This is a genomic window from Streptomyces sp. NPDC046870 (assembly GCF_040704595.1).
Lineage (GTDB): Bacteria > Actinomycetota > Actinomycetes > Streptomycetales > Streptomycetaceae > Streptomyces > Streptomyces argyrophylli.
On sequence record NZ_JBEYXM010000001.1, the window covers coordinates 728,008 to 745,113 of the forward strand.

At 72.5% G+C, this 17,106-nt stretch carries 13 protein-coding genes and 1 pseudogene; 6 read left to right on the forward strand and 8 right to left on the reverse strand.

Annotated features, from left to right (window positions below):
• The first annotated feature begins 133 nt into the window (after nt 1–133).
• Nucleotides 134–1,375 (forward strand): MFS transporter, encoded by a 1,242-nt coding sequence (locus AB0946_RS03255; protein ID WP_366758907.1) that lies wholly within the window; start codon nt 134–136, stop codon nt 1,373–1,375.
• Here AB0946_RS03255 and AB0946_RS03260 read toward each other — a convergent pair.
• The gene (locus AB0946_RS03260; protein ID WP_366758908.1) at nt 1,350–1,943 is read right to left on the reverse strand and encodes an alpha/beta hydrolase; all 594 of its coding nucleotides are present in this window, start codon (nt 1,941–1,943) and stop codon (nt 1,350–1,352) included. The two genes, AB0946_RS03255 and AB0946_RS03260, sit on opposite strands and share 26 nt — an antisense overlap.
• 235 nt (nt 1,944–2,178) lie before the next feature.
• Here AB0946_RS03260 and AB0946_RS03265 point away from each other — a divergent pair, with 235 nt between their 5' ends.
• From AB0946_RS03265 to AB0946_RS03280, 4 genes and pseudogenes are all read left to right on the forward strand, one after another.
• Entirely contained in the window at nt 2,179–4,026 is a 1,848-nt protein-coding gene (locus AB0946_RS03265) for a glycoside hydrolase family 3 protein (protein ID WP_366759135.1), read from the forward strand.
• Between the two features lie 22 nt (nt 4,027–4,048).
• Nucleotides 4,049–4,214, forward strand: a pseudogene (locus AB0946_RS03270) (IS701 family transposase); the annotation flags it as partial.
• 222 nt (nt 4,215–4,436) lie between these two features.
• Entirely contained in the window at nt 4,437–4,871 is a 435-nt protein-coding gene (locus tag AB0946_RS03275) for a hypothetical protein (protein ID WP_366759136.1), read from the forward strand.
• Between the two features lie 9 nt (nt 4,872–4,880).
• Nucleotides 4,881–5,741, forward strand: a complete 861-nt coding sequence (locus AB0946_RS03280) for an alpha/beta hydrolase (RefSeq protein ID WP_366758909.1) — start codon at nt 4,881–4,883, stop codon at nt 5,739–5,741.
• Nucleotides 5,742–5,828: 87 nt separating this feature from the next.
• On the opposite strand, the gene AB0946_RS03285 is transcribed toward AB0946_RS03280, so the two are convergent.
• From AB0946_RS03285 to AB0946_RS03305, 5 genes are all read right to left on the reverse strand, one after another.
• A complete protein-coding gene (locus AB0946_RS03285) occupies nt 5,829–7,244 on the reverse strand; it encodes a S28 family serine protease (protein ID WP_366758910.1) in 1,416 nt (471 codons plus the stop codon).
• A gap of 107 nt (nt 7,245–7,351) precedes the next feature.
• On the reverse strand, nt 7,352–7,756 hold the full coding sequence (locus AB0946_RS03290; protein WP_366758911.1) for a hypothetical protein: 405 nt from the start codon (nt 7,754–7,756) through the stop codon (nt 7,352–7,354).
• Between the two features lie 109 nt (nt 7,757–7,865).
• Nucleotides 7,866–11,585: an ABC transporter ATP-binding protein gene (locus AB0946_RS03295; protein ID WP_366758912.1), complete on the reverse strand. Its 3,720-nt coding sequence runs from the start codon at nt 11,583–11,585 to the stop codon at nt 7,866–7,868.
• A gap of 94 nt (nt 11,586–11,679) precedes the next feature.
• A complete protein-coding gene (locus tag AB0946_RS03300; RefSeq protein WP_366758913.1) occupies nt 11,680–12,717 on the reverse strand; it encodes an esterase-like activity of phytase family protein in 1,038 nt (345 codons plus the stop codon).
• Nucleotides 12,718–12,770: 53 nt separating this feature from the next.
• The gene (locus AB0946_RS03305) at nt 12,771–13,694 is read right to left on the reverse strand and encodes a serine hydrolase (protein WP_366758914.1); all 924 of its coding nucleotides are present in this window, start codon (nt 13,692–13,694) and stop codon (nt 12,771–12,773) included.
• A gap of 309 nt (nt 13,695–14,003) precedes the next feature.
• Here AB0946_RS03305 and AB0946_RS03310 point away from each other — a divergent pair, with 309 nt between their 5' ends.
• Complete coding sequence (locus tag AB0946_RS03310; protein ID WP_366758915.1) at nt 14,004–14,363, forward strand: peptidase inhibitor family I36 protein; 360 nt, start codon at nt 14,004–14,006, stop codon at nt 14,361–14,363.
• Between the two features lie 24 nt (nt 14,364–14,387).
• Here AB0946_RS03310 and AB0946_RS03315 read toward each other — a convergent pair whose 3' ends face one another.
• Both AB0946_RS03315 and speB read right to left on the reverse strand, forming a co-directional pair.
• Entirely contained in the window at nt 14,388–16,076 is a 1,689-nt protein-coding gene (locus AB0946_RS03315) for a thiamine pyrophosphate-binding protein (protein WP_366758916.1), read from the reverse strand.
• Nucleotides 16,073–17,053, reverse strand: a complete 981-nt coding sequence (speB, locus tag AB0946_RS03320; RefSeq protein WP_366758917.1) for an agmatinase — start codon at nt 17,051–17,053, stop codon at nt 16,073–16,075. Before speB ends, AB0946_RS03315 begins: the two co-directional genes overlap by 4 nt.
• Nucleotides 17,054–17,106: the final 53 nt, after the last annotated feature.

Sequence of the window (17,106 nt, forward strand, 5' to 3'; positions counted from 1 at the left end):
ACGAGAGGCCCTAGACCCTCGCCGCCCCCTTCGCGGACAGCCGCCTCCCGCCTAATTCGCTGGCCGGGGCGTCGGCGTGCGGTTACCCTCCCCCGGTGATGCAGCCACCGGGGCCGTGCGCCCGCTTTCGCTCATGAGCCTCACCCGCTCGCTCGTCGACGTACGCCCCCTGCGCACCTCACCCGTCTTCCGGCGGCTGCTGATCGGCCGGACCGTGTCCGTGCTCGGCGGGTTCATGACCATGGTGACGGTGATGTACCAGGTCTGGGACCAGACCGGCAGCACCGCGTGGACCGGGGCCGTCGGGCTGGCCCAGGCGCTGCCGCTGGTGGTGTTCGGGCTGTTCGCCGGGGCGTGGGTGGACCGGGCCGACCGGCGCCGCGTCTACCTCGCGGCGACCGTCGGCCAGGCGGCCTGCTCGCTCCTGCTCGCCGTGCAGGGCTTCACCGGGCACGTGCCGCCGGCGGCCGTCCTGCTGCTCGTCGCCGTGCAGTCGGGCTTCGGCGCGCTGGGCGCCCCGGCCGCCGGGGTGTTCGTGCCACGGCTGCTGCCCAAGGAGCAGGTGGCCGCCGGGCTGGCGCTCCAGCAGGTGACCGGTCAGTCGATGATGCTGATCGGCCCCGCCCTGGCCGGGCTGCTGCTGGGCTGGTTCGGCATCGGCGTCTGCTACCTGCTGGACGCCCTCAGCTTCGGCCTCGCCTTCTACGGCGCCCGCGGGCTGCCCGCGCTGCCGCCGCAGGGCGAGCCGTCGCGGGCCGGGCTGCACGGGGTGCTGGACGGGCTGCGGTTCCTGGCCGGGCACCGGGTGGTGCGGGGCGCGCTGGTCACCGACCTCGCCGCGACCGTGCTGTCGTTCCCGGTGAGCCTGTTCCCGCTGGTGAACGCCGAGCGGTTCGGGGACGATCCGCGCACCCTCGGCCTGTTCCTGTCGGCGCTGGCGGTGGGCGGGGTCGCCGCGACCGCGCTGTCCGGCCCGCTGACCCGGCTGGCCCGGCCCGGCCCGGTGATGCTGTGCGCGTCCGCCACCTGGGGCGCGGCCCTGGCGCTGTTCGGCCTGGCCGGCGACCCCTGGCTGGGCCTGGCCCTGCTCGCGCTGGCCGGCGCGGCCGACGCCACGGCCGTGGTCTCGCGTTCCACGATCGTGCAGACCCGCACCCCGGACGCGCTGCTCGGCCGGGTCACGGCGGCCGAGCAGATCGTCGGGCAGGCGGGTCCCAGCCTCGGCAACGCGCGCGGCGGTCTGCTCGCCGGCTGGACGTCGGGCACGACCGCCCTGATCAGCGGCGGCCTGCTGTGCGTGCTGGCGGTGGCGGCGGTCGCGACGACGACACCCGAACTGCGGGACGGGGCTAGCGCGGTGCCGGACGTGCCGTGAGCGGCGTGGTGCCGCCGACGCACCAGTCCAGGACCGCGGGCCAGGGACCGTACCCGGCGTCCAGGTCGAGGTGGGCGGCGCCGGGCAGGATGTCGGCGGGGATCCCGAGCGGCTCGGCGAAGACCGTGTCCGCGCCCCCGGGGCAGTAGGGGTCGTCGTCGCCCGCGACCAGCCGCGTCGGCCCGGGCAGCGTGAAGCCGGGCGCGGGCGGGGCGAAGGCGGCCACCTCCGGGTACCGGGCGAGGACGGGACCGGACGGCGGGGAGACGAGCAGCACCCGGTCCGCGTACCGCTGCTGCTTCATGCCCCGGGCGGCGGCGTGCAGCCAGAGCACGGCGGACAGGCTGTGGGCCACCACGACCCGCTCCTCCGGTCCGTTCAGTTCCTCCAGGTGGCGGGCGAGTTCGCCGAGCCAGACGTCCAGGTCGGGGTCGTCGGCGTCGGGCAGTTGCGGGTAGCCGACCCGGTGGCCGAGGGCGGTGAGCCGGTCGGCGAGCCAGTGCTGCCAGTGCTCCGGCGGGCGGTGGTTCTGCCAGCCGTGCAGGATCAGGTACGCGCGTGTGGTCATGCGGGTGATCCTCCACGGCGGGTGTTCCACCGGTCCAGCGAGCCCCCCCGGAAGCCGGTGGAACACCCGGACGCGCGCCGCGCGTGCGCGGTCGGCCGCCCCTTGGTGGTTACTGTGCATTCCCTTGACGGAAAGAAACTTCCCGGATATTGGTGACTCCTCGGAAGTTTCCTTCAGCGGTTCTCCTCGGGAAGGAGCGCACGTGCACCACACCAGCACGTCAAGCGGCACCGGCATGGGAAGCGACGCCGGCACGGAGAACTCCGCGAGTGCCGGCAGACGCACCGCACGGCCGTCCAGACGCGCCGTCCTCGCCGCGACCGCGGGCCTCACCGCCGCGCTGACCGTACCGACGACCGCCCGTGCCGCCACCCCCGACGACGCTCGGCTGCGCGCCCTGATCTCCCGCATGACGCTGGAGGAGAAGGTCGGCCAGCTCTTCGTGATGCGGGTCTACGGCCACTCCGCCACCGCCCCCGACCAGGCGGACGTCGACGCCAACCTCCAGGAGATCGGTGTCCGCACCGCCGCCGAGCTGATCGCCAAGTACCGGGTCGGCGGCATCATCTACTTCGCCTGGGCGCACAACACCCGCGACCCGCACCAGATCGCCGACCTCTCCAACGGCATCCAGCGGGCCTCCCTGGACCAGCCGCGCGGTCTGCCGGTGCTCATCGCCACCGACCAGGAGCACGGCGCGGTGTGCCGGATCGGCAAGCCCGCCACCCTCTTTCCCGGCGCCATGGCGATCGGCGCGGGCGGCTCCCGCTCCGACGCCCGCGCCCTCGGCCGGATCTCCGGTGCCGAACTGCGCGCGATGGGCGTCAACCAGGACTACTCCCCCGACGCCGACGTGAACGTCAACCCGGCCAACCCGGTCATCGGCGTCCGCTCCTTCGGCGCCGACCCGCAGGCCGTGGCCGCCCTGGTCGCCGCCGAGGTGAAGGGCTACCAGGCCGCGGGGGTCGCCGCGACCGCCAAGCACTTCCCGGGCCACGGGGACACCGCCGTCGACAGCCACTACGGCTTCCCGGTCATCACCCACAGCCGCGAACTGTGGGAGGAGCTGGACGCCGTACCCTTCCGGGCCGCGATCCGGGCGGGCATCGACTCGATCATGACCGCGCACATCCAGTTCCCGGCGCTGGACGACTCCGGCGACCCGGCGACCCTCTCCCGCCCGATCCTGACCGGCATCCTGCGCGGGGAACTCGGCTACGACGGTGTGGTGATCACCGACTCGCTCGGCATGCAGGGCGTGCGCACCAAGTACGGCGACGACCGGGTGCCGGTGCTCGCGCTGAAGGCCGGCGTGGACCAGCTGCTCAACCCGCCGTCGCTGGACGTCGCCTGGAACGCGGTGCTGAAGGCCGTGCGAGAGGGCGAGCTGACCGAGGCCCGCCTGGACGAATCGATCCTGCGCATCCTGCGCCTGAAGGCCCGGCGCGGACTCTTCGACCGCCCCTGGGCCGACCGGGCGGACGTCGACCGCACGGTGGGCACCAAGGCCCACCTGGCCGTCGCCGACCGCATCGCCGAACGCACCACCACCCTGCTGGTGAACGAGGACGCCACCCTGCCCCTCGACCGCCGCACCCGGCGCAGGCTCCTGGTCGTCGGCGCCGACCCCGCCTCCCCCTCCGGCACCACGGGCCCGCCCACCGGCGTCCTGGCCGCCGCCCTGACCGAACTGGGCTTCACCGCCACGGCCCTGTCCACCGGCACGTCGCCCTCCGCCGCGGTCATCGACCAGGCGGTCACCGCCGCGCGGGACGCGGACGCGGTGATCGTGGCCACCTACAACGTGACGGCGTCCAGCACCCAGCGCACGCTGGTCGACCGCCTGCTGGCCACGGGCACGCCGGTGGTCGCGCTGGCCGTCCGCAACCCGTACGACGTCGCACAGCTCCCGTCCGTCCGCGCCTGCCTGGCCACGTACTGCTGGACGGACGTCGAACTGCGCGCCGCCGCACGGGTGATCGCGGGCCGGGTGAGACCGCGCGGGAAGCTGCCGGTGCCGGTGCAGCGGGCGGACGACCCCACGCGGGTGCTGTACCCGATCGGCCATGGGCTGACCTACTGAGGCCGTGTGTCGGAAGCGGCCGGCCTGGGCAACCGGCCGCGGGCGGACACTGATCGACCGGCGTCCGCGTCTGCCCGCCAACCGGACCGACGACCGTGAAAGGAGCCGCCGGGCCGGGCCGGCGGTCGGAGCCGGAGCGGGCGGACGTCTTCCACGTCATGCCCACCACCCGGCACGACACCGTGGTCGCGGGGCGGTCCTCCCAGCTCATCCACCTCGGCCCCGCCGGGATGCGGGGGCTGATCACCCACCCGCACCGGCCGCCGCCCCGCACCCGGATTGCAGGCGGCCGACGAGGTGCCCAGGCTGGAAGGAGCGAGGCCGGGAAGTGGTCGCCGGCCGGCGATCGGCTGCTCACCGTGACGGTGCGACGTCCCGGCGCGGCAGCGACGACACGCTCGAGGTGCCTCATGACATCAGCGACGACGAGCGACGCGGCGGAGGAGTTCCGTCGGCTGAGCGACGACGATCCGGAACTGCAGGCCCACGGCACGTACTACTCGTGCAGCTTCCTGCTGGACATGGACCCCCACCGGTTCCTCGTGCGGATGCACAAGGGAAAGGTGGACGAACTGATCACCGATCCCGAGCCGTTGGCGGCCTACGACTTCGCTATCCGCGCGGACGCGGAGACATGGCAGGGCTTCTGCAGCGAGACGCCTCCGCCGATGTGCCACGGCATCTGGGCGGCCACGTTCCGGCGGGGCATGCGCCTGGAGGGCGACCTGCTCGTGCTCATGCAGAACCTGCGCTGCGTGACCCGGCAGCTGGAGCTGCTGCGCGTCACAGGCCCCCTCGGGCCGGCGGACGAGGCCGGGCCCGCCCCATCCTCTCGTGAGACATAGGAGCCCGCCATGGTCAGCGGCAGGATCTCTCCGGTCACCGGCCACTACGTCACCATCGACGTGGAGGACGCGCAGTACAGGGTGTTCTACCTGGAGAACGGGCAGGGCACGCCTCTGGTGTGCCAGCACACAGCGGGCTGCCACAACCACCAGTGGCGGGGCCTCCTCGAGGACGAGGAGATCACCGGCCGCTACCGGGTGATCGCCTACGACCTCGCCCGGCACGGCAAGTCGGACCCGCCGTGGAACCAGGAGTGGTGGAAGGAGGAGTACCGGCTCACCGCGGACCACTTCACGTCCTTCATCGTCGCCTTCTGCGACGCCCTCGAACTGGAGGACCCGATCTTCATGGGGTCGTCGTTCGGGGGGAACGTGGCCCTGCAACTCGCCCTGCGGTACCCGGACCGGTTCAAAGCGGTGATCCCCGTCGAGGGCGCGGACTACTCACCCGGCTTCTACCTCGACTGGTGGCAGCATCCCCACGCCAACGCCGCCCAGGTGTGCGCCAGCGGCGTGTGGGACCTCATGGCACCGCAGTCCCCGGAGCAGGACCGCTGGGCGACCTGGTTCTACTACACCCAGGGATCGGAGGCGTTCAAGGGCGACCTGTACTTCTACTCGGTCGACCACGATCTGAGGGACCGGCTGGACGACATCGACGGCGAGCGGTGTCCCGTGATCATGCTGACCGGCGAGTACGACTACCTCACCACCCCCGAGGACGGGCGCCGTACCGCAGAGGCCATCCGCGGGGCGGAGTTCATCGAGATGAAGGAGATCGGCCACTTCCCGATGAGCGAGAACTACCCGCGCTTCGCCCAGTACCTGGGGCAGGCCCTGGAACGGATCGAGAAGCGGACCGGCTCCTGAGGCAAGTACCTCCGGGGCGGCCCCGGTGTCTGTCGAGGCGGTCGATCCCGCACCCGGCCGCGGGCCGCCCGCGGCAGTCGGCCGGGGCTACGGCCGCAACGCCGGTTCCCTCTCCGTGTCCCGTACGTCCAGCTTCGCGTCGTACCCGGCCAGTGGCCTCGCCGCGGCCACGGTGGCCGGTGAGGCGCCCGCCCACTTCAGGATGCGGGCCGTGGCCAGGGACTTCTCGTCGGGGTTCAGACCCGCCACGTTCGCGCCGTGGTTCGCGCCGGGTGCCGTGAGGACGTACGCGTCACGGGCACCCGCGCCGAGGCGGAAGCGTTCCGAGCCCCAGGGGTCGTTCTGGCCGTAGACGAAGAGCATGTGGGCGGCGTGGTGGCGCACCCACGTGTCCACGTCCCGCATGGCGTCCGGCTGGAAGCGCATGGGGATGGAGCGGGGGACGAAGTTGCGCGGGGGCTGGTAGCCGTAGCGGATCAGCTTCCGCTCGATGTGGGGGAAGTGGATCGTCGGGGCGCCCAGCTGCGTGCCCGCCTGGTAGTAGTACGGGGTGTACGTCTCCAGGCCCTGGTCGGTGTAGGCGGAGAAGCCGGAGATCGTGTCGATCGAGTTCCAGATCTCCTCGTCGGTCGCGGTCGCGGCGTCCGCCGGAATGGTGCCGCAGTCCTTCAGCAGGCTGTACTGCCAGAAGCCCCAGACGTAGTCGAGGACGACCGCCTCGTAGGCCTTGTCGAGGCTGCCGACGGTGGTGAAGGTGTAGCCGTTCTCGGCGGCGTACGCGGCGTACTTCTCCTCCAGCGGCCCGCGCCGCACCAGCGCCTCGCGCTGGACGGCGTTCAGCCGGTCCCGGCACTCCTTGGTGCCGACCCGCTCGAAGAACCGGTCGTACGCCGAGTCCTCCTTGTTCACGACGTCGTTGGGGGCGACGTAGGCCACCACGCCGTCCATGTCACGGGGGTAGAAGCGCTCGTAGTACGTGGCGGTCATGCCGCCCTTGGAGCCGCCGGTGGCCAGCCAGTTGGCGGAGTAGAGGGGCTTGAGCGCCTCGTACACGCGGTGCTGGTCGCTCGCCGCCTGCCAGATGTCCAGCGTGGACCAGTCGGCGGGGGCCGGGCGGGACGGGGTGAAGAAGCGGTACTCCAGGGAGACCTGGTTGCCGTCCACGATCTGGGTGGGCTCGCGGCGCGAGGGGGTCGTGGAGACGTTGTATCCGCTGGTGTAGAAGACCGTGGGGCGGCTGGTGTCCCTGTGGAGCACGGTGATGCGCTGCTGGAAGGTGCCCCGGCCGGGGTGGCGGTGGTCGACCGGCTGGGTGTAGTTCAGCACGAAGTAGCGGTAGCCGGGGTACGGCTTCTCCTGGATCAGGCTCATGCCGGGTATCGACAGGAGCCGGTCCTTGATGTCGGTGGGCTCGGGCTCGGCGGCGGTGGCCGCGCCGGCCGCCGCGCTCAGGGTTCCCATGAACACCGTGAGCGCCAGCAGCCATCTGAGCGCCTTGCGCATGCGCACTCTCCCCTGTGAGACAGATGTGCGCCGGAAGCTATCCCAGCAACTGCCGTCCCACCAGAGGGAATTGAGCGCTCCGGATCAGCCGGGCCCCGGGGCCGCGCTCAGCACAGGATCCAGCCCGAGCTGACGGAGTACTTGCCCACCGAGCCCTTGATCCACACGCAGCGGTGGCCGGCGTGCACGGTCACCGGGCCGGCGTGGTGCCGGTAGCGGCCCTTGTCGACGACCGGCCGGTTGCCGCGGGCCTGCACGCTGACCGACATGGTCCGGGCGGGCCCGGGCTGTCTGGCGACGGTGACGGCGCAGACGTAGCCGTCGCGCTTGTAGACGTGGGTGATCCCGGACGCGAACGGGAGCGTCCGCACCTCGCGCCCGGCGCAGCCGCTCGCCGACTCGGCCCGCGCGGTCCCCGTCGCCGTCAGCCCGAGCACCCCGGACGCGGCCAGCACGGCCGCGACGAGCACCAGCCGCCGGCGCGGGTGCCGGCGTATCGCACCACTGTCCACTGTCGTCCTCCCCGTCCCGGTCACACACCGCGTGTCCGTACTGATGTACGGACGCACGGGTGTGTCGGATGGTTGCACGACCGTCAGGGAGACGACCCGGCGGGAGGCGTCAGCGGGAGGCGCCGACCGGCTCCTCCGGCTCGGCCTGGCCGACGAAGGTCCGCCACAGCTCGGCGTACCGGCCGCCGCGGGCCAGCAGCTCCTCGTGGGTGCCGTCCTCCGCGACCCGGCCGTGGTCCATCACCACCACCCGGTCCGCGCGGGCGGCGGTGGTCAGCCGGTGGGCGACCACCAGGGTCGTACGACGGCCCGCCAGCCGGTCGGTGGCCTGGTTGACCTGTGCCTCGGTGGCCAGGTCCAGGGCCGCCGTGGCCTCGTCCAGGAGCAGGATGTCCGGGTCGACCAGTTCCGCGCGGGCGAGGGCGATCAGCTGGCGCTGGCCCGCCGAGAGGTTCCGGCCTCGCTCGGCCACCTCGTGCAGGTAGCCGCCCTCCAGCGTGGCGATCATCTCGTGCGCGCCGACCGCGCGGGCCGCGGCCTCCACCTCGGCGTCGGTGGCGTCGGGACGGCCGTAGGCGATGGCGTCGCGGACGGTGCCCGGGAAGAGGTAGGCCTCCTGCGGGACGACCCCGAGCCGGTGGCGGTAGGACGTGAGGTCCAGGGCCCGCAGATCCGTGCCGTCGACCGTCACCCGGCCCTGTGTCGGGTCGTAGAACCGGGCCACCAGCTTCACCAGCGTCGACTTGCCCGCGCCCGTCTCGCCGACGAACGCGACCGTCTGCCCGGCCGGGATCGTCAGGTCGATGCCGGACAGCGCCTCCTCCTCGTCGCCGTACGCGAAGCGCACGCCCTCGAAGGCGATCTCTCCGCGCAGGGACCGCACGCCGAGGGGTTCGTCGGCGGTCCGCGTGGACGTCGGCTCGCGCAGCAGCTCCTGGATGCGGCCCAGCGAGACCGTGGCCTGCTGGTAGCCGTCGAAGACCTGGGAGAGCTGCTGGACGGGCGCGAAGAACAGGTCGATGTAGAGCAGGTACGCCACCAGGGCGCCGGTGGTCAGCGTGGCCGCCTCCACCCGGCCCGCACCCGCGATCAGCACGGCCGCCGCGGCCACCGAGGACAGCAGCTGCACGAACGGGAAGTAGACGGATATCAGCCGCTGGCCGCGGACGCGGGCGCTGCGGTAGGCGTCACTGCGCTCGGCGAACCGCCGCCCGCCGTCCCGCTCCCGCCGGAAGGCCTGCACGATGCGCAGCCCGGCCACGGTCTCCTGGAGGTCGGCGTTCACCGTCGACACCCGCTCGCGGGCGAGTTCGTACGCCTTCACGCTCGCCCGGCGGAAGAAGAAGGTGGCCACGAACAGCGGGGGCAGGGTGGCGAAGACGACGAGCGCGAGCTGGAGGTCGAGCACCAGCAGCGCGACCATGATCCCGAAGAAGGTGACGACCGAGACGAACGCCGTGACCAGGCCGGTCTGCAGGAACGTGGACAGCGCGTCGACGTCCGTCGTCATCCGGGTCATGATCCGGCCGGTCAGCTCGCGCTCGTAGTAGTCCAGGCCGAGCCGCTGGAGCTGGGCGAAGATCTTCAGCCGCAGCGTGTACAGCACGCGCTCGCCGGTGCGGCCGGTCATCCGGGTCTCGCCGGTCTGCGCGGCCCACTGGACGAGCACGGTCAGCAGGCCGAGCAGCGCCGCCGACCAGACCGCGCCGATCGCCATCTTGGTGACGCCCGAGTCGATGCCGTGCCGGATCAGCACCGGCAGCAGCAGGCCGGCGCCGGCGTCGACGGCGACCAGCAGCAGGCTGGCGATCAGGGGCAGGCGGAAGCCGCGCAGCAGGCGGCGCAGGCCGTAGGAGTCCTCGGGCAGGACGGCGCGGGACTCGTCGATGTCCGGGGTGTCGGTGGCCGGGGGCAGGGCCTCGACCTGGGCGAGCAGCTCCGGGGTGGCCGGGGTGCCGGCCAGCGCCTGGTCCTTGGGCTCGCGGTCGCCCGTCCACAGTCGCGGGGTGACGCCCCGCTCGGCGTCGAACTCGGCCTCCAGCTCGTCGCGGACGGAGGTGTCCTCGCGGCGCTCGGCGGGCAGGGCGCGGCCCGGGGAGACCCCGCCGAGCTCGTCCGGGTCGGTGAGCAGACGGCGGTAGAGGGCGGAGCGCTCCTGGAGCTCCTCGTGGGTGCCGACGTCGGCGAGCCGGCCGCCGTCGAGCACGGCGATGCGGTCGGCGAGGTTGAGGGTGGAACGGCGGTGGGCGATGAGCAGGGTCGTACGGCCCTCCATCACGTGCTTCAGCGCCTCGTGGATCTCGTGCTCGACGCGGGTGTCCACGGCCGAGGTGGCGTCGTCCAGGACCAGCAGGCGCGGGTCGGTGAGCAGGGCGCGGGCGAGGGCGACGCGCTGGCGCTGACCGCCGGAGAGGGTGAGGCCCTGCTCGCCGACCTTGGTGTCGTAGCCGTCGGGCAGCTCCCTGATGAAGCGGTCCGCCTGCGCGGCGCGGGCGGCGGCCTCGATCTCCTCCCGGGTCGCGTCCGGGCGGCCGTAGGCGATGTTCTCGCGGACCGTGTCGGAGAAGAGGAACGAGTCCTCCGGGACCAGTCCGATCGCGGCCCGCAGCGAGTCCAGGGTCAGCTCGCGGACGTCGTGGCCGCCGATCAGGACGGCGCCGTGGGTGACGTCGTAGAAGCGCGGCAGGAGCAGGGAGAGGGTGGACTTGCCGGAGCCGGAGGAGCCGACGACGGCGAGGGTCTCGCCGGGACGGATCTCGAAGCTCAGCCCTTCCAGCACGGGACGCTCCCGGTCGTAGCCGAAGGACACGTCGTCGAACTCGACGGTCGCGGGCGCGTCGGGCGGGAGGGTCTTGGTGCCGTCCCGGAGGGTCGGCTCGGTGTCGATCAGCTCCAGGACGCGCTCGGTGCCGGCGCGGGCCTGCTGGGCGACGGTGAGGAACATCGCGAGCATGCGGACCGGGCCGACGAGCTGGGCCAGGTAGGTGGAGAAGGCCACGAAGGTGCCGAGCGTGATGTGGCCGTGTACGGCGAGCCAGCCGCCGAGGGCCAGCATGGCGACCTGGCCGAGCGCGGGCACGGCCTGGAGTGCCGGGGTGTACCTGCTGTTCAGGCGGACCGTGCGCAGGCGTCCCGCGAACAGCCGGCGGCCGACCTCGCGCAGCTTGTCCGTCTCCTGGTCCTCCTGCCCGAACCCCTTCACCACGCGGACGCCGCTCACCGCGCCGTCCACCACACCGGCCACGGCGGCGGCCTGGGCCTGCGCGTACCAGGTGGCCGGGTGCAGCCTGCTGCGGCTGCGTCTGGCGATCCAGCCGAGGGCGGGCGCGACGGCCAGGGCGACCAGGGTCAGCGGCAGCGACAGCCACGCCATGATCACCAGGGAGAGCAGGAAGAGCACGACGTTCCCGATGGTCATCGGGAGCATGAAGAGCAGGCCCTGGATCAGCTGGAGGTCGCTGGTGGCACGGCCGACGACCTGCCCGGTGGACAGCTCGTCCTGGCGGCGGCCGTCCAGCCGGGTGATCGTGCCGTACATCTCGGTCCGCAGGTCGTACTGGACGTCGAGGGCGAGCCGGCCGCCGTAGAAGCGGCGGATGTAGGTGAGCGCGTAGACGAGGACGGCGGCGCCCACGAGCGCGCCGGCCCAGGGGGCCATGGCGCGGGTGTGGGCGCCGATCACGTCGTCGATGATCACCTTGGTGATCAGCGGGACGGCGGCCAGCACGGCCATGCCGGCGAGCGAGGAGCCGAGGGCGAGGACGACGTCCTTCGGATACCGCCAGGCGTACCCGGCCAGACGTCGTGTCCATCCCCGTTGCGCTGCCACGCCGGTGCCTCCTGGTTGCGGCCGTGCTCTACCAGAAGACGTCAACGCCGGACGATGCGGATTTCATCCCTCCGTAACAAAACGCGGACCGCGGTCAGACACGTACCCGCAGGTAGTAGAACCTGGTCGTCTGGGCCGCGTTCTGGTTGTCGTCGCTCACCAGGAACACCGTCAGGCGGCCGGCGCGGTCGCGGCCCGTGACCGTCATTCCCTCGATGTTGTCCAGGAGGGGGTTGGGCTGGGGCTGCTTCGCCGTGGCGCCGAGCGAGGGGCAGGCGGCGATGTCCGCCAGGAGCGTCTTCTCGACCAGGCGGACCTCCGGCTGACCGGTGAGGTTCTCGGTGCCGCTGGTGTCCGTGGCGTGGCGGGGGTCGGCCAGGTAGAGGCGGACCGTGTTGCCGACGCCGGCGGTGAAGCCGCGCTCCAGGACGAGGAGGCGGCCGTCGGGGGTCGCCTGGACCTCGGGCACGCCGAGGCCGGTGTCGGTGCGGTAGGCGTACTGGGCGCCGGGCGTGAAGCGGCCGTGGTGGCGGGTCCACGTCTGGAAGCGGACGATGCCGGCGGAGTCGCCGGCGAGCGCGTACTCCATGGACGCCAGCAGGGTGTGGCCGCCGGGCAGCAGGGTCAGGCCCTCGAAGGTCTGGTTGGCGGTGGCGCGGCCGGCCGGGGCGACCTGGAGGGCGGGCGGGACCGGGAGGCGCTCGAGGATCGTGCCGTCGCGGGAGTAGCGGCGGACGGACGGCTCGGTCTCGGAGGAGATCAGCCGGGTGCCGTCCCGGTCGATGACGAGGCCCTCGGAGTCGAGGTCGGCGCCCTTCTCGTCGGCGAGGCGGACGACCGCCCGCGGCTGGAGCGTACGGGGGTCCAGGCGGAACAGCGACGAGCGGTCGGCCAGGGCCGCCGGCGAGCCGTCCCGGTCGACCGCGAGGGCGGAGAAGTTGCCGACGAAGGTGCCCTCGTACGTGGTCTTGTCGAGCGCGTCGGAGAAGCGGTCGATCGACACGGTGGCCGAGCAGGCGTGGCGCGCCGGGGTGTCCGCGGCGGGCCCGGCGGCCACGGGCCCGGCGGCGGCCAGACAGGTGGCCGCCGCCAGGCCGGCGGTGAGGGTGGCGAGTAAGGTTCTCGGGCGCATGACGCACACCGTAGGAGCCGGCGGTGCCGTGCGCGAGACCGCCTCGTGAAGGGTCAGCCCCGCGGCGGCACGGCGACGAACGCCTCGCGCGGGTGGCTGGTCGGCGTGTACCGGGTGACGCCGGTGGTGGTCGGCACCAGGTCCTTGTGGATCGCCTTGGCGACGTTCTGGATCGTGGTGACGCCGTAGCTCATGGTGCTGTTGTCCTGTGTCAGCACGGTGATCATGTAGTCGCGGCCGGCGCCGTTGAAGGTGCCCAGGCTGTGCACCCGCCAGCCGTGCGTGGAGCGCTGCAGCCAGCCGTTCTTCACGTGCACGGAGACGGAGGACGGCGCACCGGCCGGGGTGCCCCAGCGCTGCGAGGAGACGACCTGGCCCATCAGCTTCAGGATGTAGGCGCGGGAGTTGTCGCTCAGCACGCTGTTCTTGGCGGTGACGAGCTTGAGGAGCTTCTGCTCGTCGTTGACGTTCTCCTGGGTCAGGCCCCAGTAGCCGTTCGCGCCCGGCACGGTCTTCGTCATGCCGGCGGCGGCCAGGAAGCCCTTGATCTTCGTCATGCCGAGCTGCTTCCAGAGCTTGCTGGTCGCGTTGTTGTCGGACTGGGTGATCATGGCCTTGGCGAGCGACTGCTCGGTACTGGTCAGGTACCGGTTGTGCTTCTTGGCGTCCCACAGCAGCGTGGCGAGGACGGTGACCTTGACCGTGCTGGCCGAGTCGTAGGCGCTGGTGGCCCGCAGGGTGCAGGTGGTCTTGGTGCTGCGGTCGTACAGGCCGATGGCGACCGTGCCCTTGCGGTTGGTGAGGGCGGCCGTGATGTCCTTCTTCAGCTTCGCGGCCAGGCCCGCCTTGGCGGACGTACAGGTCACGGCGGGCGTGGCCGCGGCGGCCGGGGTGGCGGCGGTGACCGCCGGCACGAGCAGCGCGGCACTGACCGCGGCCGCGAGCACGCCGGCCCGGCCGGATATCCGGTGAGTCATGGAAGGTTCCCCCTTGAACGTCGAACGGGCGTCCCCCTGAACGCCGTTGAGCGCACCCGTGCGCTGCATGACTCGACTCGCCGGGGTGGTCGATAGTTGTACGCGCGTTCGGAGATGAGGAGTTGCTCACAATGGGCAGGGCCATGCCATAGGGAAGGGTGAGGGTCTCCGCGGTCCTACTAGTCCCACTTCTTCCCTCACACCGGCGAAGGCGATCTTGCCGCCGGGCGTGTCCCGCCGGCCGGCCCCCACCCTGGGCGATGCCCGGCGCACCGCCGGGCATCCCGACTCCCCTTCCTGGAGAGCCACATGAAGCAGCAGCTCCGCGTCTGGACGCTGGCCGCCGCCCTCGCCCTGACCGCCGTACTCGTGCCCGCCGGGACCGCCACGGCCCGCGCCGCCCAGCCCTCCTGCCCCGACGGCTCCGTCTGTCTCTGGAGCGGTGAGGGCTTCGGCGGCTCGTACTGGGAGTGGACGGCCCGCAGCGGCTACCGCGACCTGCCGCCGAGCCTCCACGACCACGTGGGCTCCTTCGTCGCCTCGACCCGCGCCTGCTTCGTCAACTGGGGCCCGGTGGAGAAGCGGGACGTGTTCAACGGCGACTGGCGCTCCCGCTACCTCGGCGACTTCGGCGGCCGGATGGACGGGGTGGGCCCGGGCGGCTGCTGACCCCGCCGCAACCGGTGCGGCGCGTCAGTCGCCCAGGTGCGTCGGCGCGAACATCCTGAGCACGGCCGGGAGCACGACCACCGACGGGCCCGGGGTGCCGAGTGCCTTCGTCAGGTCCTGTTCCAGCGTCTGCGGGGTGGTGCGGACGCCCGGCACGCCGAAGGACTCCGCGAGGGCCACGTAGTCCGGGCGGGTCAGTTCCGTCGCCGTCGCCTGGCCGAAGGCGTCCGTCATGTACTCGCGCAGGATGCCGTAGCCACCGTCGTCGACGATCAGCCAGGTGACGTTCAGGTCGTACTGGCGGGCCGTGGCCAGTTCGGCGATGGAGTACAGGGCGCCGCCGTCGCCGGACACCGCCAGCACCGGGCGTGTCGGGTCCGCCGCCGCCGCGCCCAGCGCCGCCGGGAAGCCGTAGCCGAGGCCGCCCGCGCCCTGGGCCGAGTGCATGGTGTTCGGGCCCTGCGCGTCGAACGCGGACCAGGCCCAGTAGGCCAGGATCGTCATGTCCCAGAAGGACGGGGAGTCGGCGGGCAGGGCGCGGCGGACCGAGGCCAGCACGTCCTGCTCCAGGGTGAGTTCCTGGGCTGCGATGCGCTCGGACACACGGGCCAGGAGGTCCCGCACCCGCTCGACAGCGGAGTCGTCCGTGCGCTCCTCCACCGTCTCCAGCAGCGCCTGGAGGGCCGGGCGGGCGTCCGCGTGGATGCCGAGCGCCGGGTGGTTGGACTCCAGTTTGCCGAGGTCCGCCTCGATCTGGATCACCCGGCCCCGGGGCTGGAACGTGTGGTAGTTGGACGACAGTTCACCGAGGCCGGAGCCGACCACCAGCAGGACGTCCGCGTCCTCCAGGAAGTCCGTCGTGTGCCGGTCCTCCAGCCAGGACTGCAACGACAGGGGGTGGTGCCACGGGAACGCGCCCTTGCCGCCGAAGGTCGTCACGACCGGCGCCCGGAGCTTCTCGGCCAGCTGGAGCAGCTTGCCCGACGCGTCCGCGCGGACGACCCCGCCGCCCGCGATGATCGCCGGACGGGCGGCGCGGGACAGCAGGTCGGCCGCCACCGCCGTCAGTTCGGGGCGCGGGACCAGGTCGTCGGGGGTCGCGTCCATCGCCGTCACCACGGGCAGCGAGGTCTCGGCCAGCAGCACGTCCTGCGGGATCTCCACCCACACCGGGCCGTGCGGGGCCGTCAGGGCCGACTTCCAGGCCGCCGCGATCGCGGAGGGGATCTGGGAGGGGGTGCGGACCGTGTGGACCGACTTCACCACGCCCCGGAACGAGGCCGCCTGGTCCGGGAGTTCGTGGAGGTAGCCGTGCCGGCCGCCGCCCAGTCCCGCCGTCGGGATCTGGCTGCTGATGGCGAGCACCGGCGCGCTGGCCGCAGCCGCCTCCTGGAGCGCGGCCAGGGACGTCAGCGCGCCCGGCCCCGTCGAGAGCAGCAGCGGCGCCGCCTCGCCCGTGATCCTGCCGTACGCGTCCGCCGCGAAGCCCGCGTTGTTCTCCACCCGCAGGCCCACATAGCGCAGGGAGGAGCGGCGGAGCGCGTCGAACATGCCGAGGGCGTGCTGGCCGGGGAGGCCGAAGACGGTCGTCGCACCCAGCCCGGCCAGCGTCTCCACGACCAGGTCTCCGCCGTTGCGCCCCGAAGGAGGGTTCAGGGCGGCGGTGATCTGCGCCGGCGTCGGGCGGAGTACCAGGTCGTGGTCGTGGGTCACTTCGCTTCCGTGTCCTTCCGGGCCGCCGCGATCTGGCGGCTCATGATCGTGGTCAGTTCGTACGCCGTGTGGGAGGCGGCGACCGAGGTGATCTCGGCGTGGTCGTAGGCCGGGGCGACCTCGACGACATCCGCCGACACCAGGTTGCAGCCCGCCAGGCCGCGCAGGATCTCCAGCAGCTCGCGGGAGGTCATGCCGCCCGCCTCCGGGGTTCCGGTGCCGGGCGCGTGCGCCGGGTCCAGGCAGTCGATGTCGATGGAGATGTACAGCGGGCGATCGCCGATGCGCTGGCGCAGCTGGTCGGCCACCTCGTCGGCGCCCCGGCGGTAGACGTCGGCGGAGGTCACGATGCCGAAGCCCATCTTCTCGTCGTCCGTCAGGTCCTGCTTGCCGTACAGCGGGCCGCGGGTGCCGACGTGGGACAGGGCGGAGGTGTCGAGGATGCCCTCCTCGACCGCGCGGCGGAACGGGGTGCCGTGGGTGTACTCGGCGCCGAAGTAGGTGTCCCAGGTGTCCAGGTGCGCGTCGAAGTGGAGCAGGGCGACCGGGCCGTGCTTCTTCGCCACCGAGCGCAGCAGCGGCAGCGCGATGGTGTGGTCGCCGCCGAGGGTCATCAGACGGGCGCCGGTGCCGAGCAGGTCGTCGGCGGCGGCCTCGATGGTCTCGACGGCCTCGTTGATGTTGAACGGGTTCACGGCGATGTCGCCGCCGTCCGCGACCTGGGCGAGGGCGAACGGGGAGGCGTCCTGCGCCGGGTTGTACGGGCGCAGCAGCCGGGACGCCTCACGGATGGCGTTGCCGCCGAAGCGGGCGCCCGGCCGGTACGAGACGCCGGAGTCGAACGGCACGCCCACGACGGCGACGTCGGCGGTGCCGACCTCGTCCAGGCGGGGCAGCCGGGCGAAGGTCGCGGGGCCGGCGTACCGCGGGATGCGGGAGGAGTCGACGGGGCCGCGGGGCGTCTCGTTGCTGCTCATGGTGAAATGCCTTCTTTCTTGCGCTTCTTCGCGCATGTACTGCTTTCTCTACG